We start from the raw sequence: 25339 nt of genomic DNA, 5'->3' as shown, positions 1-25339 counted from the left end.
TACCTGCTTTTTATGAATAAAATCTTATTAAGCCATTAAACACGGCCTGAGCTACTTTTTCTCTGTAATCTACATCCCTCAAATGAGCATCATCTATTCTCACATCTTCCATTGCTGGCACAATACCCACAGGAATGATACTTTCTTTGTACTCAAATCTTTTTTGAAAAATTCCTAAGTTTGGAAGTTGCAATTTTTCTTCCATTGCTTTGTTTATATGTTTAGCAAGCTTAAAAGAAGCGTCGTTCTGGTCTTCATAGTACACCTTAAATCCGCTCTCTTTCTTAGATGACAATTCAGTATAAAGGTCAATTAGAATTTCACAATCCAAATCTTTTAAATTTTTCTCTTGAGGGTCTTTTTCCCAGGTTATTTTGCTTTCTGCTCCGCAATTACTCAGCAGAAAATTTAACTTTTTTGCTATCCCCATTATTGGAATGTGCATCAAGAGTCCTGTAGGGCTTTTAGTTTTTTTACTAAAACCGGGATTTATTGCTATTTTTCTTCCTTTTAATACTTCTATGAGCGGACTTCTATCTATGTACACTTCAAATTGCGAAGGTATTCCTTTTATTGTCTTTACCTCAAAGTTGGATGGAAAATCAAGATGTACGCAAGCCACAATGTCTTCTCCTTGTTGTTTTATTTCGACAAAAGATATAATGCCATCCAAAACTTTGTATATGCCTTCTGGCATATTAAGGGGAACACTAGAGAATATTATTTTTATGGTGTTTTCATGAATTTCTGCCTGGTGTGAAGGGATGTCTAGAGAGAAGTCAAAGACCAGCAGGCTCTTGTGCTCTTTTATTGATGGGCTGTTGCAGGCAGAATCAATCCTTATATTTGTCAGCTTGTTTAACATTTTCCCCTCTCCAATTTAAAAAAATTGTGAGAAAAGTGTGATAAAATTATGGTATAATTGTGATAAAACTAAATATATTTTACCACAGCAAGAAAAAAATAAAAGATATTTACTAAAAATTTTAGTGTTACAATTTTTAGGATAAATGGAGGCTTAAACTATGAATGGGAAAATATCAATAAGAACTCACATTATAACAGAAAAGGACGATATAGTAGAGGTGGTATACCATTATACCAAGGATATAGCTGAACCAGGAGATTTGATATCTGTTGCAGAAAGCGTAGTTGCTATAAGTCAAGGGAGAGCTTATCTCCCTGAACAGATTAAACCAGGGCTTTTGGCGAAGATACTGTGCAAATTTACGGATAGGAAAGGCAGCCTCACTTCTCCTTATGGCATGCAGTGTGCTATAAATGAAGTGGGATGGTTTAGAATCTTAATAGCTGCAATCATAGGTGGCATAGGAAAACTCTTGGGGAGAAAAGGCTGGTTTTTTATAATAGCTGGAAGGCAAGTTGCTTTAATCGACGATTTTGCTGGTACAATGCCACCATATCATAGACATGTAGTTTTAGGCCCCAAAGACCCGGACAAAGTTTGCGACATGATAAAAGAAAAAACAGGAGTGGATGCTGTAATAATTGACGCAAATGATTTACATAAAGCTGACTGCGTTGGCGCCTCAAAAGGAGTAGATAAGAAATACGTAGAAAAGCTTTTTTTGGACAACCCTTCAGGTAACTCAGAACAGCAAACACCTATTGTGGTCATAAAAAATTACAAAAGCCATATTCCTACTAGTGCCTGACGGCAGGGAGTAAAATATTGCTCCTTGCTGTTTTTTATATTAGAGTTTTTGAAAATTTTCCAGGTCTATATTGTAAATTTTCTTGCAACTTTCTATAACCATTTTCTTTAATTTTTCATGCCCACATATTTTTGAAAGATTTACAGCCTTTAAAAGAGAGTCCATGTAGTTTTCTCTATTAAGCTTAAATTCGGCAATTCCCTTTCTGAAGTATAAAAGGGCTAAGCCATTTAAAGTCTTGTTTTCTGCACAAGTTTTAATACCCTGCTCTGCGTAGTAAAGCGCCTTATCATATATGGAAGCCAGGTAATACGCATAGGAGAGGTTATAATATACCCTAACTCTTTCTTCTACATTGTCTGGCTCCAGTGCTTCCAAGCAGAAAAGGAGCATCTCTATGCTTTTTTCGGATTCTTTTTCTCTTACTATAAGAGCTATATTCATCAAGATTCTAACTTCCATACTGCTGTACACAAAGCGGGTATAGTTAGAAAGAGAAAAATCTGGTATAGTGAGTTTCATGGCTTCAATCAATTTTTCTAAAGCCTTTTCATAATCATTATTTACAGTTTTTTCAATAACAGACTCCACTAACAAGAGAAGTTGTTTCAATAATCGAATGTAATAAAGGCTCATTTTCCCTTCATCAATTATTTTTTTAAGTTCTTCAACATCCTTTTTCAAATCTTCAAATTCTCCACCTTCAAGCTTATCTTCAATAGAAGTTTTTATTTTATAAAAAGAAGAGTAATCTTTAAGTCTGTACTTAAGCAAGAGCTCATTTAAGTCTCTTTTAAAGATGACAGACATCAAATCAAGAGTTTCCTGTTTAGGCATAACCTTTCCATTTTCAATTCTCCTTAGAGTATCTGTGCTTACAAGAGTTTGATCTGCTACATCTTTTTGAGTAAGCCTTAAAGATTTACGTATATCTCTCAATTCATTTCCAAAAGCCTCTAAGTCATAATAGAATCCATCCATTTTTTTACACACCACCCAGAATCAATTCGGGTTGAAATTGTTTAACTTACCATATATTATATAGGTAAGAGAAGGAAAAGTAAAGGGAGGCGGTAACGTTAAATAGGGTTAAAAGGGGTGGGTAGTAGTTAGCTAAGATAGACTATTTCAAGTATAGTCTATCTTACCACACAAAAATTGTCAAAATTATAGAGTTTGATTAAGTTCAACAAACTATTGAATCAGTTTAGCTCAATTATCCACTTGGTAGCCATGTTTATTGAAGGAGGGTTCACGATGAAAAATAGAAGAAAAATCTTAAGTAGTATCTTTTTAGCTATGGTTATGATTGTAACTTTTTGTATTCAAGCTATGGCAACTGAAATCGAAAATGAAACTTATATTGAGGTTCCTATTGTCACAGTTAATGAAAATCTTAACGTGGCAGAGATTGGTAAAATACTTTCGGATTCAGCAAAAACATCCACAAATGATATCACAACGGCATCTACTCCTACTATAATTTATGCTACTATAACCCGATCCGGAAATACTGACACTTGTCATGTGTATTTAACCTGGAGTGGAACTGATCTATATTACGCTTGGCGTTTCAAATCTTTAACCATAGAGGATACGAGCTTTCTCTTTCCAAAAACGTATGCAACATTTGGGGATGGGAAGACGTACAGTACATACTATACTGGTGTCTCCAGCGTAGGTACAGTTTTTATTGGATATGCTACAATACCAACTCATGTTAATAAGGTAAAGGTAAGTGTTAAGGATTTACAGGGGTATAATCTGACTTCTGGTGGTTGGCTTTCAGCATTAACATTTACAGGTACAGTTACAATAAACTAAATAAAGAATTAAAACTTTTCAATGAAAAGGAGCTAAGACAATGAATAACAGAGAGAACTTAGTAAAAAAATATAAACATAAAATTACTCCTGGTGAAAAAAGTATTGAAGAGCTAATTGATTTCTTGAAACAGAAAGTGGATATTATAGAAATTTCCACAACAGACTTGCCAAAATCTATTATGCAGCACATTGTATTTAATGTCGTTCATTGTTTGCGAAATCAGCAATTAAATCTTACTGCTGATGAATTGAATTTCATTGCATACAAACTTTCCAAAAATGATAAAAGTAATTTGTACTATCAGTCCAATTATGCGCACATATCCAATAATGAAAAAGATGATATAATTTATGTTGTTTTTGAAACAAAAACAGGATGCATCCATTCAAATTGTAACAGATTGCTTTTAGAATTATTCATTGAACAAGGAATTAGTGAGTTTGATTATAAAAACAAAACACCTATGTTCTATGCTTACTTGGGCTATTTGGATGCGTATAATAATGGAGAATATTGAGTTTACAATAAGGTAAGCATAAAACAATCCACCTCATACAAATGTCAAGCATCCAGAAGTAAGAGCAGAAATATTAAAACAAAAGACAGTGGAAGTAATTAAGTCTCTTGAAAAGTGATAAAGTTTGAATTTTAATAATTGTTGGAATGTATTAGAATATAATTAAGAAATTTGTAATGGTTGTGTTTAAAATGACAAATTTTGATAATGATAAACTTGATGATATTATTTATTAAAATGCAAGGATGTTGCCTAAAAATGCTAAAAAAGAAGTTTTAGATTTTATAGAATATCTTATTCAAAAGAGAATGAGAATTGTGAAAGAATTATTTGAAACAACAAAAGAAACTAAACAAAGGTTGGAAGAATTGGGTTATACAGAAGTGAGTATTTCTAAATTTGTGGAAGGAATAAGGGATAACTCCAAGAAAGTTCCTACAAATAATTGAGGGGAGTTAAAGAGCGGCAGAACCGATGATTTTATAGTCAGCAAGGAGTAGAATGCTAACATTTTACTCTCTGCTGTTTTTTTATATTAAAGCTTTTGAAAATTTTCCAGGTCTATATTATAAATTTTCTTGCAATTTTCTATGACCATTTTCCTTAACTTTTCATGCCCACATATTTCTGAAAGATTTACAGCCTTTAAAAGAGAATCTATGTAGTTTTCTCTATTAAGCTTAAATTCGGCAATTCCCTTTCTGAAGTATAAAAGTGCCAACCCATTTAAAGTCTTGTTATCTATACAAGTTTTAATACCTTCTTCTGCGTAATAAAGCGCCTTATCATATATGGAAGATAGGTGATACGCATAGGAAAGGTTATAATATACCCTAATTCTTTCTTCTACATTGTCTGGCTCCAGTGCTTCTAAGCAGAAAAGAAGTATTTCTATACATTTTTCGTATGATTCTTTTTCTCTTAGTATAAGGGCGATATTCATTAAAATTCTAACTTCCATACTGCTGTACACAAAGCGGGTATAGTTAGAAAGAGAAAAATCTGGTATAGTGAGTTTCATGGCTTCAATCAATTTTTCTAAAGCCTTTTCATAATCATTATTTACAGTTTTTTCAATAACAGACTCCACTAACAAGAGAAGTTGCTTCAATAATCGAATGTAATAAAGGCTCATTTTCCCTTCATCAATTATTTTTTTAAGTTCTTTGAGGTCCTTTTTCAAATCTTCAAATTCTCCGCCTTCAAGCTTATCTTCAATAGAAGTTTTTATTTTATAAAAAGAAGAGTAATCTTTAAGTCTGTACTTTAACAAAAGCTCATTTAAGTCTCTTTTAAAGATGACAGACATCAAATCAAGAGTTTCCTGTTTAGGCATAACCTTTCCATTTTCAATTCTCCTTAGAGTATCTGTGCTTACAAGAGTTTGATCTGCTACATCTTTTTGAGTAAGCCTTAAAGATTTACGTATATCTCTCAATTCATTTCCAAAAGCCTCTAAGTCATAATAGAATCCATCCATTTTTTTACACACCACCCAGAATCAATTCGGGTTGAAATTGTTTAACTTACCATATATTATATAGGTAGGAGAAGGAAAAGTAAAGGGAGGCAAGGAGGGGGCATGAAGAAAAAATTATTAATTGTTTTTTCCATAGTTACTCTTTTACTGTCTTCATGGTGTTTTAATGTGATAGGAAATGTCGAAAGTATAGGACCAATGGGAGAAAAGGATATAATAGATTGGCATTCAGTAGTTGTAGATAAGTAAAAAGATGCAAAGCCAAGATAGATTTCAAGCAGGCCAAAGGCACATCTTAAAACTTTTCTATATTTGCATATTAATATTGGAAGTTTTAAGATGTGCTCAGCATAGAAATTCGTTTAGGTAGCGTCAAGTAAGAACATGAGGATTCCCTAAAAAATAGAAATTGTAGGTAGTAGTTAGCAAAGAAATCAGTGATTATTAAATCAATAACTTAAAATGACACCTAGGGAAAAACTATAAGTAAATAAAATCTAAGCTTTTATGGGCAAAGAAGGCAAATATCACCCTATGGTAAGCTAGACTATTTCAAATACAGTCTAACTTACCACATAAAAGTTGTCAAGATTATAGAGTTTAATTAAGCTCAACAAACCATTGAATCAGTTTAGCCCAATTATCCACTTGGTGGCCATGTTTATCTTTAAGGGGTGCAAGTACTTTGCCATCGGAAGCCTCATGAGGTTTCAAGTGATTGTAGTACAGCTGATATAGCAATGCATGAGCGATAGCACCTTCAAAAGAACTAAAAGACTTATGGCGCTTGTAATGAGCCTTGTAAGAGCCAAATAAGCGTTCTAAACGGTTTTTATACGGTCTGTAAGTATGACTGTCACCACCGGGTGGAGGAGAGATTCCCAACACAGGTCGATGACGGATATTGGCTCCAAAGAAAACCGAAGCGAAATGGACTGCCACATCATAAATAGGCGCTTTATCTGTGACTAAAATGAATTCTCGGTTGTTGTAACGGTCAATGACCTCTTTAAGGATTGTCAAAGCAGCTAAAGCATCCCTATGAGGAGAAAGGTGCTGTGAGATAATAAAACCTCTCAAGCCATCACAGGCAGTAAAAAGGTAATGCCACTTACCTTTGACCTTTATGTAAGTCTCATCAATAACAACAAGGCCTGACAAAGGGAGGTTGATAGACTTAACAAGCGGAGCGAGTTTAGAGGCCAAGGAAACCACCCAGTTTTGTATAGTCTGATGAGAGAGTTGAACTTGCCATATATGCTGTAGTGCAGAGACAGTTTGCCTTAAAGAAAGACCGAGACCTACGTATAAATTAACAGTTTGTGCTATCAAGAATGGGCTAAAATGGCTTTTTGCGAGGTTAACAGGGGCAGCATTTGGAGAAGAAGAAGAGAGTTCATCAAAATCAACATCAAAAGCTCTGAAGCGATATCTTTTACGGTGGTTAAGCCACTTAGGGCAATTATCATTGCGACACTTAAACACAGTAAAATTCTTTCTAGTTTTATCCTGAATAAGTGCAGACCCGCAGAAAGGGCAGCGGTAAGTAGGGCGAGACTTTTTAGGAGCAGGTTTACCAGGAGCCCATTGATGTTTACACACTTTACACTGTAGTTTTTGAAAGCCGTCAGGGTCTTTACCAAAACTGTACAAATAATCAGGAGGGGCACCGCAAACAGGGCACTTATCAACATCAACACAAAGGGGTTTAATACGTCTAACATGAGAGATAGGCTTACCTTGAGCTTCAGCTTCGGCAAGGATTTTCTTGTAATCTTTTTTCTCAACAACTTTTTCAACAAGTGGCAAAGGATCCTCTAAAGGTGACAAAACTTTGTAGCCTGAAGGTTGGAGGTCAACAGGCGGCTGAATATCTACTTTAAAGTGTTTGAGAGCGAATAGAGAAATTTTAAGCAAAAAATTTAATAAATGAGTAAGAAGGAAAACGGGTAGTAGTTGTCGAAACATAAATTAGGATTCCCTCCTTTGGGTTGATGGTGTTTGTTTTTGCTACAACTACTACCTACGACACCAAGGGGAGGGAATCCTCCTTTTTCTCGAAAAAATTTTTATTCCAATGTTTTGGAGACTATAGATACGCGAATTTAAGGCTTTAATTTGACGTTACATTCGTTTAAGGGGGAGGTGAGATATATGGAACCGATATTAATGAAAAATGAAATTCTAAAACAAAATGAAGTTAGTACCATTATAAGGAATAGTTCTCAAGTGGCACCAGATGGCGTGGGTTTTGGATGTGTCGGTTTAGGAGTTATTTGTATTGGGCCAATAGGTATTATTTGTGTTCCATCTGTTCCATTACCACCAAAAGGAAACTAAACATTTCCTTGGATAAAGATGTTATATTCTAGTGAATATTTGTTAAGAAAATTAAAATTACATTGGGAGGAGATGAAACTTATGGAAAAGATTGATTTAGGTAATTTAGATATAAAAATCACTCCGAATGAAACACCAGGCGTAACTTTGGGAAATTGTATTCCTGAACCCCCTAAATTTACGGGAAGTGGTTGTCGTGGCTGTAATTGTGGAAGCAACTGTACAGGTTTTGTATGTGGATGGTCATGTTTTGGTTTTGGTTGCGTTTAACGATATAAAATAAAAATTGTATTATCAATTTTACTACAAGGGATAACTTTCTCTCAATTGAGAGGAAGTTATCCCTTTCCGGGGAGGAGAAGAGTAAAACAATGGGAAGAGATTTGTATAAGGATTTTCATTATATACAAAACGAAAAAACAGGTGTTCTTTTTCATAATAAGTCATTAAATTACTATAGAGTGTTTGATGAAAACATAAAAAAATATTTTAAAAGTTATTTTATAGACCACGAAACTAGATTTTATAAAGAAGTTGAAAGTATTTTAGATACTGTAACAAACGAAATAAATAACTCTTATTTAGATAATTATTTTTCACAAGAAAGCTATAATGGATATATACTTGAAAAATTAGTTATAATTGTTACGAATAATTGTAATTGTAGATGTAAATATTGTTATGCCAATGGAGGAAGTTATGGATTAGATGTTAATAACATGAAACGAGATGAAGCAAAAAATATTATTGATTATTTTGTTAAAAATTTTAGAGTGATTTATAATATACAGATATTTGGTGGAGAACCAATGTTAAATTATGACGTTATCAAGGTTATATGCGAATATTTTGAAAATTTAAGAAATAATAACATTATAGATTATATGCCGCAGTTTGGGATAGTGACTAATGGAACGTACTTACCATCTGAAGCTATTGATATAATGAAAAAATTTCGTTTTAACATTACTATTAGCCTGGATGGAGATAAAATAATACATGATAGTTTGAGAATTAAGAAAACTGGGGAAGGAACTTTTAATTACATTAAAACTAATTATATTAAGATGATAGAAAGTGGAATAAACAAGGAGAAAATTTCTTTTGAGTGCACCTATACACACAAGCATATTGAAAATAATATAAGTTTTGTTGATTTATTTAAATTTTTTAGAAACGAGTTTGATTGCTTAATAACCCATATTACGCCTGTTTGTATTGAAAAAAATAACTTTTTATCACTAAATAAAGATAAAGAAATAATTAAAAAATACATTAAGGAAGCAGTAGAATATACTTTTGATACTATACTTAAAGAAAGAATTATTAATTCTTGTGCAATTATCACAGAAGTAATACAGCGATTAATTAGAAAAATACCTATGCAGTACATTTGCCCAGCAGGAGTTAATAATCTCACGGTTACACAAGATGGAACAATATATCCTTGTTTTATGTTCATAGGTACTGACCTATCTGTTGGAAATATAAATATTTCATCTGATGAAATTATGAGTAACACAAAAATGTTCAACTTAAAATTTAATGCCAAATTTTTAGATGATTCATGTAAAACTTGTTGGGCTAAATATATATGTTCTTTTTGTTTAGGGAGTTTTGGGGATATTAAAAATAAAGATAGGTCATATGGAGCTGAGATAATGTGCATAATGATGAAAGAAATACTAGAGAATGTGTTATTAAAATTAGCAGAGTTAAAAGCTTCAGAAGAAAATTGGCAGATTTTACATAAGGTTCTGTTTTATCAAGATGAGCAAAATAGAAAGACCTACTCATAAATATGAATATGATAAAAATAATCGTAGAAGAAAAATAAAATTTTATAATTAGGGAGGGAATAAAGTAATGGAGTATAAAAGTAATAGAAACATAAAAGGAACGTTAAAAACAATCTATTTTCTCATCGCCGAGGGAGGGCTAGTGTGTCTTCTGGCAGTAGGGTTTAATACATTGAAGATGGAATATAATTTTGTATATGGTATACTGCTTGCGATTTTATCTTTTCCTGTTTTTGCAGGTGTTGCTTATTATCCTCTTAGGAAATACGCCAGTGAAAATTTGCGGTTTATTAACGCTTCCGTTGACGGATTTATTTCTGATTTAATATTGGTACTATCTTTCCTTTTCTTCGTATTGACATTTAAGATTCCACTATTAAAATTGGGTTAAAAATATATAGGAGGCAGAGTGCATGTTTAGAAAAAGGATTATAAAAATTGTATTAGCAGTAATAATGGTCATAGGAGCTGCTTTTTTTCTCAGCTATATGATATTTTACAATCCATCATATTCATACTCAGAGGTATACAATAAATATTACAAAAACTTAAAAGATATCGATTTAGCCAAAGGGCTGACTGCTGAGCAAAAATTGGAAGATTTTGAATATCTATATAATACCCTGCAGAAAAATTTTCCCTTCTTTGAGATGGGAAAAAGAAAGACGGGATTTGACTGGCTGTCTCATAAAGAAGAGTTTGAAAAGAGAATTAGAGAAACAAAAAATAATGTTGAATTTTACAATGAAATAAAAAGAATGGTAACGCTTTTACAAGTTGCTCATGCTCGTTTAGTAAGTCCAGAGCTTTTTGAAAAATTCCAGAAAGCGTTTAACGAAGTTGTTAAAAGTGAAGAGAAGCAATTAGATCCTTTAACGAATTCTATAATTATAAAAAATTATGAATACTGGAAACAAACTATTAAAGAAACAACCTATATTTTGCCAATAGTTTTTTCATATATAGAAGGGAAGTACGTTGCTATACCATATAATAAGAACGAATCATTAGAGGAATATGGTGTACCTGAGGGTTCAATACTTTTAAAAGTAAATGAGCTAGCGGCTGATGAATACGCAAAATCTTTGATGGATAAAGCCTTTTTAAACTATGATTTCAAGAGAAATAAAATAGTAAAGTATAAACTTTACGTATTCGCTGATAGTTTAGAAGATACAATAAAACTTACTTTTTTAAGCCCTAAAGGGGAGGAAATAGAAAAAACTTTACAGCCAATTGAAGTGAAGATAAATCAAAGTATGCTTGATAATAAATTACCTTTAGTAAAAGGTATGTTGGTAAAAGGCAAAGTAGCATATTTAAAAATACCAGAAATGAAAATGTCACAAAATGATATTAAAAAAGATGGAAAAGAAATATACAGCTTTTTTAAAGAAATTAAAGACTATCCTTATTTAATAATTGACATAAGAGGAAATGGGGGAGGGAACGTAATGTACTGGATAGAAAATATAGTTAAGCCCCTAACAGATAAAAAAATTGCTTATAAAGCATATACAGTAGTGAAAAATTATGACATTAAGTATACAAAAACACTAGATAAATTACCGAAAGGGAAAAACTACCCACCTGAACTGAAAGACGATTTTGGATATTTTGCTGAGATTTCATATACAGTGACTCCAAAAAATTATGTGGGATTTAAAGGGAAGATATATTTACTCACTGATGCAGGGGTTTATTCGGCGGCAGAAGGCTTTGCTTCATTTGCAAAGGCTACTAAGTGGGCGACTGTCGTTGGTACGCCTACCTCAGGTGGACTTGGTTTTAATCCAGACCTTCTTGTACTTCCAAACAGTGGGCTTATAATAAGATATCCTAATAACATGGCATTAAACCCTGATGGTACGGCAAATGAAGAAGTAGGCACACAGCCTGATATTTACGTGGAAGAGTCTTATGACGACTTTGTAAATTACCTTAAAGACAGAGAAAAGATTGATGAAAATAATATTTTAGATATGGTAAAATATGACACGGTATTAAAGAGAATTTTAGAGATGGTAAGATAATGTAATATAAATGGGCATCAGCCATTGGCAAACTTTGTGGCATTTACGTACATAATGCTGTTTTTTATTTTGAAACAATCTGGTGCCCATTTAAGTTACATCTTGAACTATTTTATTTTGACTTCGTCAGTTTGAAACCCAAGAAGTAGGGTATTTGCCTTTAGGCAACCTTAGAGCAAGTCTCTTTTTTTCAGCTGATAAGTGCATGGTATCAGAGAGGGGGATAATACTTACAAGCAACAAAGGATTTGGGGAATGGGGTGAACTAATGGGGGGATGTTAGACTACAGAGTGTCTTCTTTACTAGATGTTACTAAAAGGATGTGATAGTAATGGGTAAGAAACTATCAATTTCTATGATTACTTTTATATTTTTTCTATTTGTAATATTTTCAGCAGGATTTTTTACCGGTATATATACTTCAAACACTCTATTTGCATCAAAGGAATTAAAAGATTTAACAGAGAAAGAAAAGATAGAAGATTTTGAGTACATGTATAACATTTTAAAAGACAATTACGCACATTTTTATGAAGTAAAGAAAATGTATGGCTACGACTGGCTAGCCCATAAGGAAGAGTTTATAGAAGAGATAAAAAATACAAGGAATAATATTGAGTTTTATAATAAATTAAATGAAATTTTACGGAAATTGCATGATGGGCACCTTTATGTAGCAAGTCCTAGCTATTTTAATTATCTTTTAAAGTTAATCGAAGGTGAAGAGATAAGAAATTTTATTGAATTTAAGCCTTTTATAAAAATGTTTAAAGATTCTAAGAAAAATTATGAAAAATGGAGTGAATTGCTAGGAAGTGTAAATCCCAGTCATAATAGTAGCTTTTTTGTTCAAATGAGGAGAGGACAGAAAAATATAAAAACAGAAATTTTAGAAGAGGATAAAATAGCGTATTTAAGAGTTAATTCTTTTTTGATAGATAAAGATCAGAACAGTAAAAATTATCGGGAAGAGAAAAAAGAAATATACAACTTTTTAAAAACTATCAAAGATTATCCTTATTTAATTATAGACATTAGTGGAAATGAAGGAGGTTCTTCAGAATACTGGATAGATGCTATAGTAGCTCCACTGATAGGAGAAAAAGGTTTCAGATACTCTGAGGATAAAAATACATGGTTTTATCTATCGAGAAAGGGAAAATATACGAAAAAAAATTTCGAGAAGTATGTAATATTTTATGACGAAGATAAATTCAAAGAGAGTCCTATATACGATAAACTTTCAGAAGAGATGAAAAAAGATTTTACAATCTGTGAATTTAAAGAAAACCTATCTAAACAAAAAGAAAACTACATAGAAAAGTTTTTCAAATCAAATGAATATGTAAATTTCAAAGGAAGGATATTTCTAATAATAGACAGAGGAACTTTTTCTGCAGCCACAAGATTTGCCATGTTCTGCAAAGAAACTGGTTTTGCTACATTGATAGGAAGAAGTACTTCAGGAGATGGTTCACTTACTTCATATATGAGGCTTCCTAACAGTGGATTGATTGTGAGATTTGAAGCCGGCACAATTTTAAACCGAGACGGGGGTTCATTTTTTATAGAAGGTGTGAAACCAGACATAGAATTAGACGTTCCAGATACAAATGCTGGCTATCCAGAAGTAAGAGCAGAAATATTGAAGCAAAAGACAGTCGAATTGATTAAATCTTTAGGAAAAGAGAAGTAATTTCTAAAAATGCAAGAGAGTTGATCAATATGAAAATATTTAACTTTGTTAAAAAATTCATATTTAAGTACAAAAGCTCCCTGATAGTATTTCTATTTTTTAGTATCATTGGATGGCTCATGTCAATTATAGTACCTTACATTACAGGTAATTATATTGACCTTCTATTGCAGAGTAAAGATTTTAAAGTAATTTATGATTTTACAGCAAAGATAGTATTAATTGGAATAATCACTATAATTAGTTCTTTTGTAATGAACTACACCTATGTTAAAATTCAGACCAAATCAATGACAGACTTAAACTTTTACGTATTGGACCATGTAACTAAATTGCCTATTCTTTACTTTAAAGGGGTAGACAGTGCATATCTAAATCAAAGAATAAACTTTGACAGCAATACTGTAGTTTCTTTTGTATTAGCCAATATGCTAGATATTCTTACTAATGCTTTAACTATTATTTTCTTGGCTTATATTTCCATGAGAATAAATGCCAAATTGACTTTAGAATTAATGGCTTTGATTCCCTTATATATATTGCTTTACTTTGTGTTTAGAAAACCTTTATATATACGAGGCTATGAATTAAAAGAAAAACAGAACGAATTTTTTTCAAAAATGAATGATAATTTGCAAAATGTAAAAGTTATAAAACTAAATGCGACTTTTAAGGAAGAAAGGGCAAGATTAAATAGCGCATTTGAAAAAATGTTTAATTCATTACTAAGATATACAAAAGTTTCTTATCTTTTTAATAGCAGCAATTCAATGGTGACTACTATTGCAAGGGTAATAATATTTTTTGTTGGCGGAATGGAAATAATAAATGGAAATTTGACAATAGGAGATTTTACGATAATTAGTAGTTATTTTTCAATGATGATAGGAAGTGTAGGATACTTTTTAAACTTAGGTAAGTCATATCAGGATGCTTTAATTTCCTATGATAGATTAAGACAAATATTGGATGAGCCCCAAGAGATAAATGGTACTATTAGATTAGAGGGTATAGAGACTATTGAACTTAGAAATGTTTCCTTTGCTTATGACAATTCTAAAAAAATTATACACGATTTCAATTATGAATTTGAAAAAGGGAAAATATACTGCATTGTAGGTGATAATGGAGCCGGCAAAAGTACTCTCATTAATGTAATTCTTGGGATTTTAGTAAATTACTATTCAGGTGAGATATATTACAATTCAATAGAAATTAAGGAACTAGACATGTATTACATAAGAAGGAAAATTATTGGAGTCACAGAACAGGAACCAAAATTAGTTAATGACACAATTATAAATAACTTAATATATGGGGTGGAGGTTTACGATTATAAAACTATTGATAAACTGCTAAAAGATTTAAATGTAGATATAGATAAATTTCATGAAGGATTGAATACAAAACTAAATGAAGCCTCCAGCAACATTTCAGGAGGAGAAAAATTAAAGATAGCGATTGCCAGGACATTTTTAAAAGATCCAGATGTCATAGTGTTAGATGAGCCCACGTCTGCCTTAGATGTTGTTAGTATTGAGAAATTAAAATCTATGCTAACAGCACTCAAGAAGGAAAAAATAATTTTAATTGTTACTCATAACCAAGAGTTTTTAAATATAGCGGATGAAGTGATAGATTTAAATAGAATTTCTAAAAAGGTGGAATATTTGGTGTAATAAGATGTCAATAAATGGCTTTTACATTTGGGTTGTAGCTGAAATTGTAACTTACAGTTACAAAATTAAAATTTTGCACTGGTGATATATGAAAAAATGAGAAAAATGAAGGGAAGTATGGATAAGTTTACCAAAATGAAATATCAGGAAAGTTTATAGACATTTTTGATATTTTACTGGGAGAGATAAGAATGTTAGGATAAAATTGAAAAAGTTGTGGCTTTATTGATGATATTGACTTTTTTGTTTGAGATTTTGAGATACTGACATATATTGCACAATTTCAGCTTGTATAAAGAACGAATTATCTTAATCTATAGGGGAAAATTTGATTTGATATTACAAATCTCATTCTATGGAGGTCGTATAAATGGAGACGATAAAGAAGTACATCTTAAAATATAAGCTTTTAATTCTGATAAACGCTATACTTATAATTTTTGTATCAGCCCTTAAAGCCCTGCAGGCAATACTTTTTAAAATAATCGTTGACACATCTGTTGGAAATTTAAATTACAGCATTTCTACGTTAATATGGTATTCAGTAGGCTTTCTGATAGCAGTATTTACAGCTGAGACCTTGTCAAAGGCAGCTTCGGCAGCTTTTAACAAGAAAGTATTGATAGACTACAAACAATCCATTATAGAAAGCTTCATAAACTCTAGAAGAAGAAAAATTACAAGTTCAGAATTGATATCTTTACTTAGCAATGATGTGAGGATGATAGAGACTAATTACCTCACCAGTTTGATTAACATTATGGAAGACGTTTTACTATTTATTGTGTCTTTATATCTAATACTTCGAATAAACGTTTATCTCACTATAGTCATTTTCATTTTTGGCTGGGTTCCAGTGATTGTGCCTCAGCTTTTCACAAAAATAAATCAGGAACTAAAGGGGCAGTACCTTAAAAAGCTTGAGAGGTTTACCAACAGGATAAAAGAGATGGCTCAGGGATTTGAAGTAATAAAAGCCTTTAACATAGAAAATAAAATTCTCAATATGGCATCAAAAGACAATAAAGATGCAGAAATGGCGGGGTATAAATCTGACGCATTTCAAGGATTTCAAGGAGCTTTATCTATCGTGTCAGGATTTGCAATGTTTTTTGTAAATATACTCGTAGCCACATATTTGGTCTTGAGAGGTTATATCACAGTAGGTTCTATGATTGCTGCTGTACAGCTTATGAACTACATAGTAAATCCTTTAATTTCTGCATCTGTATATGCTACAAAAATAAAATCTGTTGAAAAAATAGCGGATAAAATCCAAAAAGAAATAATAGAGGTAGGCAAAGAGGAAGTCTCACAGGGAGATAAACCTTTTGAATTTAGAAATTCCATAGAAATCAAAAACCTAACCTTTTCTTATGATGGCAAGAGGAATGCTTTGTCAAACATAAACATAAAGCTTGATAAAGGCAAAAAGTATACATTAGTTGGAGAAAGCGGGTGTGGGAAGACCACACTGCTTAGAGTTTTATTAAATCACATTACAGATTATGAGGGGCAAGTGCTCATTGATGGAGTAGATATAAGAGAATTTGACCCTGCCTCCTATTACAGGAAAGTTAGTATCATACAACAGGATGTCTTTATGTTTGGTGACACATTAAAGAATAACATTTGTCTGTATAGTGAATGCAGTGAAGAGGAACTCAATGAGGCATTGAAACAATCTGGTTTAATTCAGGTTGTTGAGAAACTCCCCAAAGGACTCGATACAATAGTAGGGGAAGGGGAAGTAGAACTATCGGGAGGAGAGAGACAGAGGATAGCAATTGCAAGAGCGTTAATCAAGAAAGCTGAAATACTGCTTATAGATGAAGCTACGGCGGCTTTAGACAAAGTTACGGCGAGCGATATAGAGAGGACACTTATAAATTTAGATGCGACAGTACTCGCTGTAACGCATAAATTAGACCCGGAGATACTTAAAAGGTATGATGAAATATTTGTAATGAGAGATGGGGAAATCATTGAAAGAGGTACATTAGATGAGCTATTAGAAAAGAGAGGGTATTTCTATTATATGTATAATTATGGGATTGATGAGAAAGAAGAGATTGAGACTGTAGAAGAAACTGTATGAAAAAGAATTTGTGTGAAATGCCAGAGAAACGAAAAAGAAAGATATTTATAGTTTAAAAGGTGCACTAATGTAGGCTGTAAAGGGTCTAGATTGGTGTGTTTTCTGCACAGATGAAAGATGTGCAATTGAAGAGAAGAAGAGCCAGCAGTAGTTGGATGGTTAAATAGAACAACTCGATTTCATTACATGAAAAAAACTTTGATATACCTAAAAGACAGGTTATTTAGAGCAATCATTAAAAAGGATGTGGAACATTTTAATGAAGTTAATACAGGTAAGTACATTTCAATTATTTCAAATGATGTAAAGATTGTAGAAGAGGATTATTTTAACAATTTCTTTAGGCTTTTAGGCAGTGCAGTAGGATTTGTGGCTGCATTAATTTCTCTATTTATATTAAGTTACAAAATAACTGTGATGATAATACTCATGGCAATTCTTAGTGTAATAATTCCTCGCGTTTTTGATGATAAGATTGCTAAAATGAGAAACGATTATTCTGAGAGCTTAGAACTTTTTACTATAGAATCTAAAGATACTCTTACAGGACTTGAAGTGATAAAGAGCTTCGGGATAGAGGATAAAGTACATGAGAAGTTTTCAAAAGTTAATGAAGATGTGGAAGATAAAAAGCTTAAATACAGCGTACTTTTAAATACCTCTGACACCATGTCAGAAATTTTAAGTAGCTTTATTTTCCTCTCTGTATTTGCAGTAGGTTTATACTTTACCATAAAAGGAGAGATGACTTTAGGAACGATGATTGCCTGTGTACAGCTTACCAATAACATAATTATGCCAATATACAGTATGGGTCAAAATCTCAACAGGATACTCTCATTAAAGAGCATATCACAGAAGATAAATGAAGTATTACAGGAAAAGGAAGAGAGGAATGATTATATACCAGTAAAATCTTTTAACGACTCAATAGAATTTAAAAACGTATCTTTTAGCTACACAGGGGAGACAAAAGCTTTGGATAATATAAACTTTACAATCAAAAAAGGAGGAAAGTACGCATTAGTAGGGACAAGTGGAGCAGGGAAATCCACAATACTCAAGTTATTGTTAAAACAATATGAAAACTATGAAGGAGAAATAAAATTAGATGGGATAGAATTAAGAAGAATAGACAAGAAAGACTTATTCAAGATAATAACCCTATTACATCAGAATGTATTCATATTTGACGGGACAGTAAAAGACAACATAACTCTATTTAATGACAGATACACGGATGAAGAAGTAGTAAAAGCGGCGAAGGTGCAGGATTAGGGCAGTTGTTAGAGAAATTGCCAGAGGGCATATTAAGCGATGTAGGGGAAGGGGGAAAACTTCTTTCAGGAGGGGAAAGGCAGAGGATAGCGATAGCGAGGTCAGTAATAACAAATGCGTCAATATTGGCTCTGGATGAGGCGACAGCAGCGTTGGACAATGAGACGGCGTATTTGATAGAGAAGACAATACTGGATATGGACATAACAGCGATAGTGGTGACACACAGATTGTGGGGTGAGCTACTCAAAAGGTATGACGAGATAATAGTATTAAGGGATGGAAGGATTGTGGAGAAAGGAAGGTTTGATGATTTAATGAAGATAAAAGGGTACTTTTACAGTTTGTTTAATATAGAGAAGCTGGATAAGGTAGAGGAGCGTATAGAAGAAGAGGGAATATATGTGGTGTAGGTGGTGATAGGACGTGAAAAATAAAGTCTATGTCCTTATCATCGTTTCTTTTTGTCTATTAAGCTTTTTTATGTTGTTTTATATAAACTCTTCAGATATGGTACCTATTTCTAACACATCGGAGGAATTAACAGAAAAGCAGAAAATAGAAGACTTTGAATACATGTACAACATTTTAAAAGACAATTACGCACATTTTTATGAAGTGAAAAAAATGTATGGCTATGACTGGTTAGCATATAAAGAGCAATTTAAAGAAAAGATAAAGAAGACAAAAAATAATTTAGAATTTTATTATGCATTAAATGATATTCTACTAAAATTGCATGATGGGCATACACATGTTTTAAGTCCTGGGTATTATAAATATTTATTTGGGCCATTGGGTTTTAAACCTTATGAAGATATGTTTAGGGAATCAGAAAGTTCTTATAAGATGTGGGAAAAAATCTTTAAGAATACATATAGACAGGGCGAACTAGAAGATTATTATTCACTGAAGAAAAGAAGAGAAAACGTTGTGACAGACGTTATAGAACCTGGGAAGATCGCTTATTTGAAAATCTATTCTTTTTTAATTGATTATCACAAAGACGGAGAAGGATATAAAAAGGAGAGAGATATGATATATGATTTTTTGAGAAATATAAAGGATTATCCATATTTAGTCATAGATATTAGTGATAATGAAGGGGGTAATAGGGAGTACTGGTTGAATGCTATAGTAGCACCTTTGAGGAATAAGTTAAAAGAAGTTAAAAACTTGTCAGTAGAAAAGACTTATCTTATAAAAGGCGGGGAATATATTGTTAATCTGCTTGAAAATTATATACCAGATTTGAAAAATAATACTATAGATAAATTTCCTATGTATGATTTGCTTCCTGCAGAAGTAAAAGAAAATTTCATGTACTATGCGATCACAGATATAGTAAAAGATTTTGAAAAATTTTCTAAATATATAGAACCTGTAGATTTTAATGGGAAGATATTTTTAATCGTTAGTAGAACCACTTATTCAACAGCAAATATATTTGCAGAATTTTGTAAAGAAACGGGCTTTGCTACAGTAATAGGTGAAAGAACCAGAAAAGGAGATGGAGGATGGCTTATGCCAGGTTTAATGCGCCTTCCCAATAGCGGGTTAATTGTGAGATTTGACGGGGAAATGCTTATAAATCAGGATGGTACTTCATATTTTGAAACAGGCACTATACCGGATATAGAGATAAAAATGATTCCTAAAAACCCTTTTGAAAAAGAGGAGGAGATAAAACAGAGGGTATTGAAAGTAATTGAATCATTAGAAAACATATAAAAGAGTGTTAAAATAAAACAGGAAAAGCTAAGAAAAACTATTTTAAAAATACGCACCAATCTAGAAAATATTTTCTAGATTGGTGCGTTGTTATAGAGTTATCAGCGATTTGCTAATATTAACTCAAAAGCTTCCCATGCACCTTTTACTTTGTCTCTATTTGCAATTAATGGATCTTTGCCAGCGTTTTCAGCGCATACGTATTTGTTGTTTGCTAATGATTTAAGTGCTATATCATTTTCTCTTTCCAGTATCTCAACATCAAATATTTCCCAATTTCCTATAGATTCTCTGTTTGCAACTAAAGGTAATGAACCGGCATTTTCTGCAGAAACAAATTTATTATTTACTATAGATTTCAAAGCAATTCTACCATTATCCAAAGGTATAACTTCGAATTTAGTATTTAAAGTAATTTGTGATTGAGAAGCTTTTAAGTAATAGTTTTCTGAGGCTTCAACTGATACAAAAAGATTATTTGCTCTGGACCTTAAGGATATTATATCTTTTATCGTAGGCTCATATTTCCATTTATAAGTTGCAACAGTCTTTGCTGGTATTATAGTTTTTATTTGCCCCATAGATGTTAATATGCGAAATTTTTGGGTTGAGTTAGTGGCATTTACGACTACAACCACAATAGTATTATCTGGGTTTAGAAAAGCTACATTACTTAAAGCGTCTGGATTACCGCTATTGGTATAAATTCTTTTTGCACCGGGAAGGATAAATTTTGAAAATTGACCTAATAAATAGTATTCAGGTGTGTGCCAATAATAATCAGGATTTTGAGCGTTTTGAATTAATATAGTGGGATCAGGAGCAAAAGTCCATTTTTCGGGTTGTTTATTGCTGTCTAACATCGTGACCCATGCGACATAAGTTTTTGCCCAATTTCTAAAATATTGAATTATTCTAGCTGCTCCTTCTATACCCCATACAGACCTTTCTGTAAAGTACATTCCCTTTTCTGGGTAAGTATTTCTTATTCGAGTCATCTCAGAAGGTTCCCCACCGTAGTCGTGAAAAGCCACGCCATCGACAGCTTGGTAAGCTTCGGGGTCAGAAAAGACTGTGTTTACATAGCTCCATGCATTAAGTCCCCAACGAGTGATATATGCATACCAATCGAAGAAAGTGTGATCATAAATCCATAACTTTGTTTTCAACTGGTTATTTTTTAATTCTCTACTTAGTGCTTTGGCTAGATCTCTTTCTTGTTCAGGAGAAACGAAACATCCTGGATAATCGGGTGGTTCATATAAAGGTTCGTTTTGCAACGTCATAGCATATATTGGTATACCTTCTTGTTGATATGCTTGAATTGCTTTCCTGTAATATTTTGCTAATGTAGGTATCCATTCAGACTTTAATCTCCCTCCTATTAAGGTTTCAGGACTTTTCATCCATGCAGGTGGTGACCAAGGAGATGCGAATACTTTTATATTATTATCGATTTGTAAAATCCCTTGCAAAGTGCTAATAATATTGTAGTCCTTATCCTTTTGAATTGTAAAATATTGTAATTCAGAGTCGGTGTTACCTTTTGGCAGGTCATCATAAGTGTAAAAATCTCTTGCTGTAAAATCAGAGCTGCCGAAGCAAATTCTAATTAAACTAAGTCCAATTCCATTTTGACGATCAAATAATTCTCTTAAAACTGTGCTACGGACTTCACTTGACATTTTTGAAAGGTTAAATATAGTAGATTCTTCTAAAGATGTCCCTATTCCTTCAATAGTTTGATATTGGATGCTAGGGATTACAGTAATAGTTGGTAGTAACTCTTCATCGGGGGATGTAAAGAATAAATCTGGTTGAGGGGATAGCTTAAAAGTAATATTGCTTTCCCAATTATTTGTGTACCAACCATGGTCTTTTGGTTTATATTCAGAAGAAAACCATACTTTAACGGGGTCATTTGAAGCATTTACTGGTCTGATATAAAGTGAGGGGAACAAAAATGCTATAATCAATAAAAGTAATAAAGCAATTTTAATCTTACTTATCATCCCTTTCACCTCGCTTGATTTTAACTTTCTTTTAATTAATTACAAAAGTTTCAATAGACTTTTTAATAGAGGGTGCATTATAAAGGTCACCGCCTATATCAAGAAGTATATCTATATTTTCTTCCGTTTTATTCATTACCACCACAATTATTTTACCCTCAGGAGTTTTGGCTGAAAGGATTTCTAACCTTGGGTCAAGGATTTCAGATTTTATTGTTTTTGACCCGGGCTTTATGAATTTGGAAAAATGCCCTATATAGTAGTAGGAACTTTGGTAAAAAATTTCTTTTTTCTCTGTATCCACAATGATAGGAGCATCGCAGTAGTTTTTGACGTGATTAGGTCCTCCCATTGTATCTAATACTATATTCCAGTCAAAAAAGCCGATTGTGTAGTTGTTAAAATCGCCTATTATTTCATGGGCATATCTTTCACCAAGATTCCAGGAACCCAAGTTTACTCCTCCCTCTTGGGTTCCTTCTGTAAATACTAGTTTTATGTGAGGGAATTCTTCTTTTATCTTTTTTAATTGTTCAAAATGGTCTCCTGCGTACCAGTGAAAGCCTACACCCCAGACGTATTTTGCAGCTTCTTTATCTTCTAAGATAGTTTTTACTCTTTCGTATATTATGTCTTTGTTATGGTCCCATATAAGAATCTTGATATGAGAAAGGCCGTTTTCTAAAAGAGTTGGTCCTAAATAGTATTTTACAAAGTCTCTTTCTTCTTCAGCGGTGTATATGCAGGATTCCCATATTTGCACAGCCATTGGCTCATTTTGAACTGTGACAGCCCATATGTCAATACCTTCTTCCTGATAGGCTTTTATAAATTTAACAAAAAATTCTGCCCACGTCTTTTTGTATTCTTCTTTTAATTTTCCTCCGTATTTCATATCGTTATTTGTCTTCATCCATGCGGGAGGACTCCAAGGGGAGACAAGCACTTTTAGGTCAGGGACATAGCGTTTTATTTTCTTTAAAAGAGGTATTACCCATTTTTTATCTCTTTCTATGTTGAAGTGCTTTAACTCCACATCTCCTTCCACATCATCACAGCTGTAGCTCTCTAATGAAAAATCGCAGCTATTCATATGAATTCTGACGAGCTTGTAGCCTAATCCTTCTTTTTCATCAAAATAGGCTTTTAATATTTTCTCTTGTTTTTCCTCAGGAAGGCTTAGTATATTGAAGGCAGCAGCTTCAGTTAAAGCGCCTCCGAACCCTATTACTTCTTCTAATTCTTCATCAGGGTATATTTTTACAAAAGAGTCTGGCCTTTTTGTATCTGCTTTTTCTATTTTTTCAAGTTTTGAAAAAGGAATATTATAATCTCTTGCAGTTACATACCCGGTAATCTTCATATTATCACCCTTTCAGAAGTTTTATCCTTTCAAAGCTCCTAATGTCACACCTTTTGTTACCTGTTCATTTAGTAGTATATAGACTATCAAAGAAGGCAAAGCCACAATGGTCATAACTGCAAACTGGACAGCGTAATTTGAAGCGTACTGCCCCGCGAAGTTGTAGACTGAGAAGGGAAGAGTCCTGAATTTGTCTGAAGTTAAGTAGGTAGCTGCCATTATGAATTCGTTCCAGGTGGTCAGGAAAGTTGTCACAGTGACAGTTACTATTGCAGGAGTCGAAAGTGGAAATATAATTTTAAAAAGTATTGTGAATATCCCCGCTCCGTCCATTACGGCTGACTCTTCTATTTCCCTTGGAATGCTTCCAATAAAGCCTGTCATCAAAAATACTGCCTGAGGAAGTGAAAATGCTACATAGGGCAAAATTAAGGCCAAGTAAGAGTCCAATATGTGGATTTCTTTGAATATTATAAAGTTTGGAAGCAATGTTGCGTGTATGGGTATCATAAGCCCTAAGAGAACGTACATCAATACTTTATTGCTTAATTTCCACTTCATTCTGACAAAGGCGTATGCCATCATGAGAGATAAGATTACGGTCAATCCTACTGATGTGACATTGACAATTACGCTGTTTATAAAGTAATGAGGAATTTTCCCGTCTTTCCAGGCTATATAGTAGTTTTGAAATTGCGGCGGGGAGGGGATTTTGAGTATATTTGCCCCATACACATCACCACTTTTACAGAGGGAAAAATCTATAAGCCATACAAGAGGGAAAAGCTGGCCTATGGAAAAGATTATTAAAATTAGAAGTAGTATTATTCTGCTGTTGTGAAAAATTGACTGTTTTTTTTGCACGTTTTTTACCTCCCAGCTAATATTCATAGTTTTCTGCCTTAAATACTTTTAGGAATAGGATGTTTATAAGCAGAGTTATTATCACAAACAATACAGAAATTGCATTGGCATAGCCGTACTGATACGAGCTGAAAGCCTTTATATAGAGGTAGTTTGCAATAAACTGGCTTGCATCGCCTGGTCCGCCGTTAGTTGTTAAGTAAACTGTTTCCATTTGTTTTAATGCGTATATTATGGCAATTGTGAAGTTTACTTTAATGACGGGTTTTAAAAGGGGTAAGGTTATTTTTGTGTATAGGTTAAAACCTGTCGCTCCGTCAATTCTTGCCGCTTCATATAGCTCTTCTGGAATGCCTTTTAAGCCTGCGTAATATATCAAAAGAGCCCATCCAAATCCCTGCCACATCATAATCACAATTAATGAGGCTAAGACTGTCTTTGGGTCTCCCAGCCACTGCTGTTTTAAAAAGCCTAGATGAAAAAGGTCTAAAGCCTTGTTTATTAAACCGTATTGAGGGTCATAGAGGCTTACCCACATGCGGGAAGTGACAATTATAGGTATTATGGCAGGAATAAAAAAGATTGTGCGAAATATTTTTTCTGCCCTTCCTCCTATTTTATCTATAAGTATTGCAAAGGTTAATGCTATTGGATGCTGGATAAATAGGTATGATAGGGCGAGGAGCAAAGCGTGGTACAGGGATTTCCAGAAAGTCATGTCAGAAAACAGTATAGTTTTAAAGTTTTTAAGGCCAATGAATACTGGCTTGTCTATACCTGACCAGTCAGTCATGCCTATATACACACTTAAAAATATTGGGGCTAAAATTGCAAATGTGTATACGAATAGTCCGGGCAGAGTGAGAAGTAGAATAGTCTTTTTATCAGTTAAAACTTTGTGCATGTTGTCACCTCTTTGATGAATTTACCTACTTCCGGGTTGCC

The 25339-nt window shown here is 33.0% G+C and carries 24 protein-coding genes and 1 pseudogene; 17 read left to right on the top strand and 8 right to left on the bottom strand.

Annotation, left to right across the window (positions count from 1 at the left end; all coding sequences use genetic code 11):
* Positions 1-10: 10 nt before the first annotated feature.
* Complete coding sequence (locus TTE_RS11315) at positions 11-865, bottom strand: N-acetylmuramoyl-L-alanine amidase family protein (RefSeq protein WP_011026404.1); 855 nt, start codon at positions 863-865, stop codon at positions 11-13.
* 160 nt (positions 866-1025) lie between these two features.
* Here TTE_RS11315 and TTE_RS11310 point away from each other — a divergent pair, with 160 nt between their 5' ends.
* Positions 1026-1676, top strand: coding sequence for a coenzyme F420-0:L-glutamate ligase (locus TTE_RS11310; protein ID WP_009610322.1), 651 nt, complete (start codon positions 1026-1028; stop codon positions 1674-1676).
* A 39-nt stretch (positions 1677-1715) separates the two neighbouring features.
* Here the strand turns inward: TTE_RS11310 and TTE_RS11305 are convergent, their stop codons facing one another.
* A complete protein-coding gene (locus tag TTE_RS11305) occupies positions 1716-2657 on the bottom strand; it encodes a helix-turn-helix domain-containing protein (RefSeq protein ID WP_041587220.1) in 942 nt (313 codons plus the stop codon).
* A 276-nt stretch (positions 2658-2933) separates the two neighbouring features.
* Here TTE_RS11305 and TTE_RS11300 point away from each other — a divergent pair, with 276 nt between their 5' ends.
* The 3 genes from TTE_RS11300 (at position 2934) to TTE_RS11290 (ending at position 4469) form a co-directional block, all read left to right on the top strand.
* Positions 2934-3500 (top strand): hypothetical protein, encoded by a 567-nt coding sequence (locus TTE_RS11300; protein ID WP_011026402.1) that lies wholly within the window; start codon positions 2934-2936, stop codon positions 3498-3500.
* A 40-nt stretch (positions 3501-3540) separates the two neighbouring features.
* Positions 3541-4020 (top strand): hypothetical protein, encoded by a 480-nt coding sequence (locus TTE_RS11295; RefSeq protein WP_011026401.1) that lies wholly within the window; start codon positions 3541-3543, stop codon positions 4018-4020.
* A 245-nt stretch (positions 4021-4265) separates the two neighbouring features.
* Positions 4266-4469 (top strand): DUF2281 domain-containing protein, encoded by a 204-nt coding sequence (locus tag TTE_RS11290; RefSeq protein WP_011026400.1) that lies wholly within the window; start codon positions 4266-4268, stop codon positions 4467-4469.
* Positions 4470-4555: 86 nt separating this feature from the next.
* Here the strand turns inward: TTE_RS11290 and TTE_RS11285 are convergent, their stop codons facing one another.
* On the bottom strand, positions 4556-5500 hold the full coding sequence (locus TTE_RS11285) for a helix-turn-helix transcriptional regulator (RefSeq protein WP_041587219.1): 945 nt from the start codon (positions 5498-5500) through the stop codon (positions 4556-4558).
* A 102-nt stretch (positions 5501-5602) separates the two neighbouring features.
* Here TTE_RS11285 and TTE_RS14050 point away from each other — a divergent pair, with 102 nt between their 5' ends.
* Entirely contained in the window at positions 5603-5749 is a 147-nt protein-coding gene (locus TTE_RS14050) for a hypothetical protein (RefSeq protein WP_162828799.1), read from the top strand.
* A gap of 351 nt (positions 5750-6100) precedes the next feature.
* Here the strand turns inward: TTE_RS14050 and TTE_RS11280 are convergent, their stop codons facing one another.
* The gene (locus TTE_RS11280) at positions 6101-7468 is read right to left on the bottom strand and encodes a DDE-type integrase/transposase/recombinase (RefSeq protein WP_011024557.1); all 1368 of its coding nucleotides are present in this window, start codon (positions 7466-7468) and stop codon (positions 6101-6103) included.
* Between the two features lie 186 nt (positions 7469-7654).
* On the opposite strand from TTE_RS11280, the gene TTE_RS11275 reads away from it, so the two are divergent.
* The 12 genes and pseudogenes from TTE_RS11275 (at position 7655) to TTE_RS11225 (ending at position 20155) form a co-directional block, all read left to right on the top strand.
* Positions 7655-7840, top strand: coding sequence for a hypothetical protein (locus TTE_RS11275; RefSeq protein ID WP_041587218.1), 186 nt, complete (start codon positions 7655-7657; stop codon positions 7838-7840).
* An 81-nt stretch (positions 7841-7921) separates the two neighbouring features.
* Positions 7922-8110: a hypothetical protein gene (locus tag TTE_RS11270; RefSeq protein WP_041587217.1), complete on the top strand. Its 189-nt coding sequence runs from the start codon at positions 7922-7924 to the stop codon at positions 8108-8110.
* 101 nt (positions 8111-8211) lie between these two features.
* Positions 8212-9639: a radical SAM/SPASM domain-containing protein gene (locus tag TTE_RS11265; RefSeq protein WP_011026398.1), complete on the top strand. Its 1428-nt coding sequence runs from the start codon at positions 8212-8214 to the stop codon at positions 9637-9639.
* Positions 9640-9706: 67 nt separating this feature from the next.
* On the top strand, positions 9707-10030 hold the full coding sequence (locus TTE_RS11260; protein WP_011026397.1) for a hypothetical protein: 324 nt from the start codon (positions 9707-9709) through the stop codon (positions 10028-10030).
* A 22-nt stretch (positions 10031-10052) separates the two neighbouring features.
* Positions 10053-11672 carry a S41 family peptidase gene (locus TTE_RS13355; RefSeq protein ID WP_011026396.1) on the top strand — a complete coding sequence of 540 codons (1620 nt, stop codon included), beginning with the start codon at positions 10053-10055 and terminating at the stop codon, positions 11670-11672.
* A 151-nt stretch (positions 11673-11823) separates the two neighbouring features.
* Positions 11824-11955 (top strand): annotated as a pseudogene (locus TTE_RS14335) (AAA family ATPase); the annotation flags it as partial.
* A gap of 49 nt (positions 11956-12004) precedes the next feature.
* Positions 12005-13369 carry a S41 family peptidase gene (locus TTE_RS11250; RefSeq protein ID WP_011026395.1) on the top strand — a complete coding sequence of 455 codons (1365 nt, stop codon included), beginning with the start codon at positions 12005-12007 and terminating at the stop codon, positions 13367-13369.
* Positions 13370-13398: 29 nt separating this feature from the next.
* On the top strand, positions 13399-15048 hold the full coding sequence (locus TTE_RS11245) for an ABC transporter ATP-binding protein (RefSeq protein WP_011026394.1): 1650 nt from the start codon (positions 13399-13401) through the stop codon (positions 15046-15048).
* A gap of 370 nt (positions 15049-15418) precedes the next feature.
* Positions 15419-17146 (top strand): ABC transporter ATP-binding protein, encoded by a 1728-nt coding sequence (locus tag TTE_RS11240; RefSeq protein ID WP_011026393.1) that lies wholly within the window; start codon positions 15419-15421, stop codon positions 17144-17146.
* Positions 17147-17332: 186 nt separating this feature from the next.
* Positions 17333-18424 (top strand): ABC transporter ATP-binding protein, encoded by a 1092-nt coding sequence (locus TTE_RS14330; protein ID WP_259081736.1) that lies wholly within the window; start codon positions 17333-17335, stop codon positions 18422-18424.
* A 5-nt stretch (positions 18425-18429) separates the two neighbouring features.
* Entirely contained in the window at positions 18430-18837 is a 408-nt protein-coding gene (locus tag TTE_RS14505; protein ID WP_259081737.1) for an ATP-binding cassette domain-containing protein, read from the top strand.
* 13 nt (positions 18838-18850) lie between these two features.
* A complete protein-coding gene (locus TTE_RS11225; protein WP_011026392.1) occupies positions 18851-20155 on the top strand; it encodes a S41 family peptidase in 1305 nt (434 codons plus the stop codon).
* A 101-nt stretch (positions 20156-20256) separates the two neighbouring features.
* Here the strand turns inward: TTE_RS11225 and TTE_RS11220 are convergent, their stop codons facing one another.
* From TTE_RS11220 to TTE_RS11205, 4 genes are read right to left on the bottom strand one after another with little or no spacing between them, the layout of a single operon-like run.
* On the bottom strand, positions 20257-22167 hold the full coding sequence (locus TTE_RS11220) for a glycoside hydrolase family 30 beta sandwich domain-containing protein (protein WP_011026391.1): 1911 nt from the start codon (positions 22165-22167) through the stop codon (positions 20257-20259).
* A gap of 31 nt (positions 22168-22198) precedes the next feature.
* Positions 22199-23530, bottom strand: coding sequence for a glycoside hydrolase family 30 protein (locus TTE_RS11215; RefSeq protein WP_011026390.1), 1332 nt, complete (start codon positions 23528-23530; stop codon positions 22199-22201).
* Positions 23531-23551: 21 nt separating this feature from the next.
* Positions 23552-24421, bottom strand: a complete 870-nt coding sequence (locus TTE_RS11210; RefSeq protein ID WP_011026389.1) for a carbohydrate ABC transporter permease — start codon at positions 24419-24421, stop codon at positions 23552-23554.
* Positions 24411-25298 carry a carbohydrate ABC transporter permease gene (locus TTE_RS11205; protein WP_011026388.1) on the bottom strand — a complete coding sequence of 296 codons (888 nt, stop codon included), beginning with the start codon at positions 25296-25298 and terminating at the stop codon, positions 24411-24413. The genes TTE_RS11210 and TTE_RS11205 overlap by 11 nt, the downstream gene beginning before the upstream one ends.
* Between the last annotated feature and the right edge of the window lie 41 nt (positions 25299-25339).

The organism is Caldanaerobacter subterraneus subsp. tengcongensis MB4 (assembly GCF_000007085.1).
Lineage (GTDB): Bacteria > Bacillota > Thermoanaerobacteria > Thermoanaerobacterales > Thermoanaerobacteraceae > Thermoanaerobacter > Thermoanaerobacter subterraneus.
This window is presented reverse-complemented; position numbering and strand designations above follow the sequence as displayed.

Excerpts from the sequence above, each read along its gene's own strand:
- TTE_RS11315 (WP_011026404.1), bottom strand. The coding sequence starts at position 865 with ATGTTAAACAAGCTGACAAATATAAGGATTGATTCTGCCTGCAACAGC.
- TTE_RS11310 (WP_009610322.1), top strand. The coding sequence starts at position 1,026 with ATGAATGGGAAAATATCAATAAGAACTCACATTATAACAGAAAAGGAC.
- TTE_RS11305 (WP_041587220.1), bottom strand. The coding sequence starts at position 2,657 with ATGGATGGATTCTATTATGACTTAGAGGCTTTTGGAAATGAATTGAGA.
- TTE_RS11300 (WP_011026402.1), top strand. The coding sequence starts at position 2,934 with ATGAAAAATAGAAGAAAAATCTTAAGTAGTATCTTTTTAGCTATGGTT.
- TTE_RS11295 (WP_011026401.1), top strand. The coding sequence starts at position 3,541 with ATGAATAACAGAGAGAACTTAGTAAAAAAATATAAACATAAAATTACT.
- TTE_RS11290 (WP_011026400.1), top strand. The coding sequence starts at position 4,266 with ATGTTGCCTAAAAATGCTAAAAAAGAAGTTTTAGATTTTATAGAATAT.
- TTE_RS11285 (WP_041587219.1), bottom strand. The coding sequence starts at position 5,500 with ATGGATGGATTCTATTATGACTTAGAGGCTTTTGGAAATGAATTGAGA.
- TTE_RS14050 (WP_162828799.1), top strand. The coding sequence starts at position 5,603 with ATGAAGAAAAAATTATTAATTGTTTTTTCCATAGTTACTCTTTTACTG.
- TTE_RS11280 (WP_011024557.1), bottom strand. The coding sequence starts at position 7,468 with ATGTTTCGACAACTACTACCCGTTTTCCTTCTTACTCATTTATTAAAT.
- TTE_RS11275 (WP_041587218.1), top strand. The coding sequence starts at position 7,655 with ATGGAACCGATATTAATGAAAAATGAAATTCTAAAACAAAATGAAGTT.
- TTE_RS11270 (WP_041587217.1), top strand. The coding sequence starts at position 7,922 with ATGGAAAAGATTGATTTAGGTAATTTAGATATAAAAATCACTCCGAAT.
- TTE_RS11265 (WP_011026398.1), top strand. The coding sequence starts at position 8,212 with ATGGGAAGAGATTTGTATAAGGATTTTCATTATATACAAAACGAAAAA.
- TTE_RS11260 (WP_011026397.1), top strand. The coding sequence starts at position 9,707 with ATGGAGTATAAAAGTAATAGAAACATAAAAGGAACGTTAAAAACAATC.
- TTE_RS13355 (WP_011026396.1), top strand. The coding sequence starts at position 10,053 with ATGTTTAGAAAAAGGATTATAAAAATTGTATTAGCAGTAATAATGGTC.
- TTE_RS11250 (WP_011026395.1), top strand. The coding sequence starts at position 12,005 with ATGGGTAAGAAACTATCAATTTCTATGATTACTTTTATATTTTTTCTA.
- TTE_RS11245 (WP_011026394.1), top strand. The coding sequence starts at position 13,399 with ATGAAAATATTTAACTTTGTTAAAAAATTCATATTTAAGTACAAAAGC.
- TTE_RS11240 (WP_011026393.1), top strand. The coding sequence starts at position 15,419 with ATGGAGACGATAAAGAAGTACATCTTAAAATATAAGCTTTTAATTCTG.
- TTE_RS14330 (WP_259081736.1), top strand. The coding sequence starts at position 17,333 with ATGAAAAAAACTTTGATATACCTAAAAGACAGGTTATTTAGAGCAATC.
- TTE_RS11220 (WP_011026391.1), bottom strand. The coding sequence starts at position 22,167 with ATGATAAGTAAGATTAAAATTGCTTTATTACTTTTATTGATTATAGCA.
- TTE_RS11215 (WP_011026390.1), bottom strand. The coding sequence starts at position 23,530 with ATGAAGATTACCGGGTATGTAACTGCAAGAGATTATAATATTCCTTTT.
- TTE_RS11210 (WP_011026389.1), bottom strand. The coding sequence starts at position 24,421 with ATGAATATTAGCTGGGAGGTAAAAAACGTGCAAAAAAAACAGTCAATT.
- TTE_RS11205 (WP_011026388.1), bottom strand. The coding sequence starts at position 25,298 with ATGCACAAAGTTTTAACTGATAAAAAGACTATTCTACTTCTCACTCTG.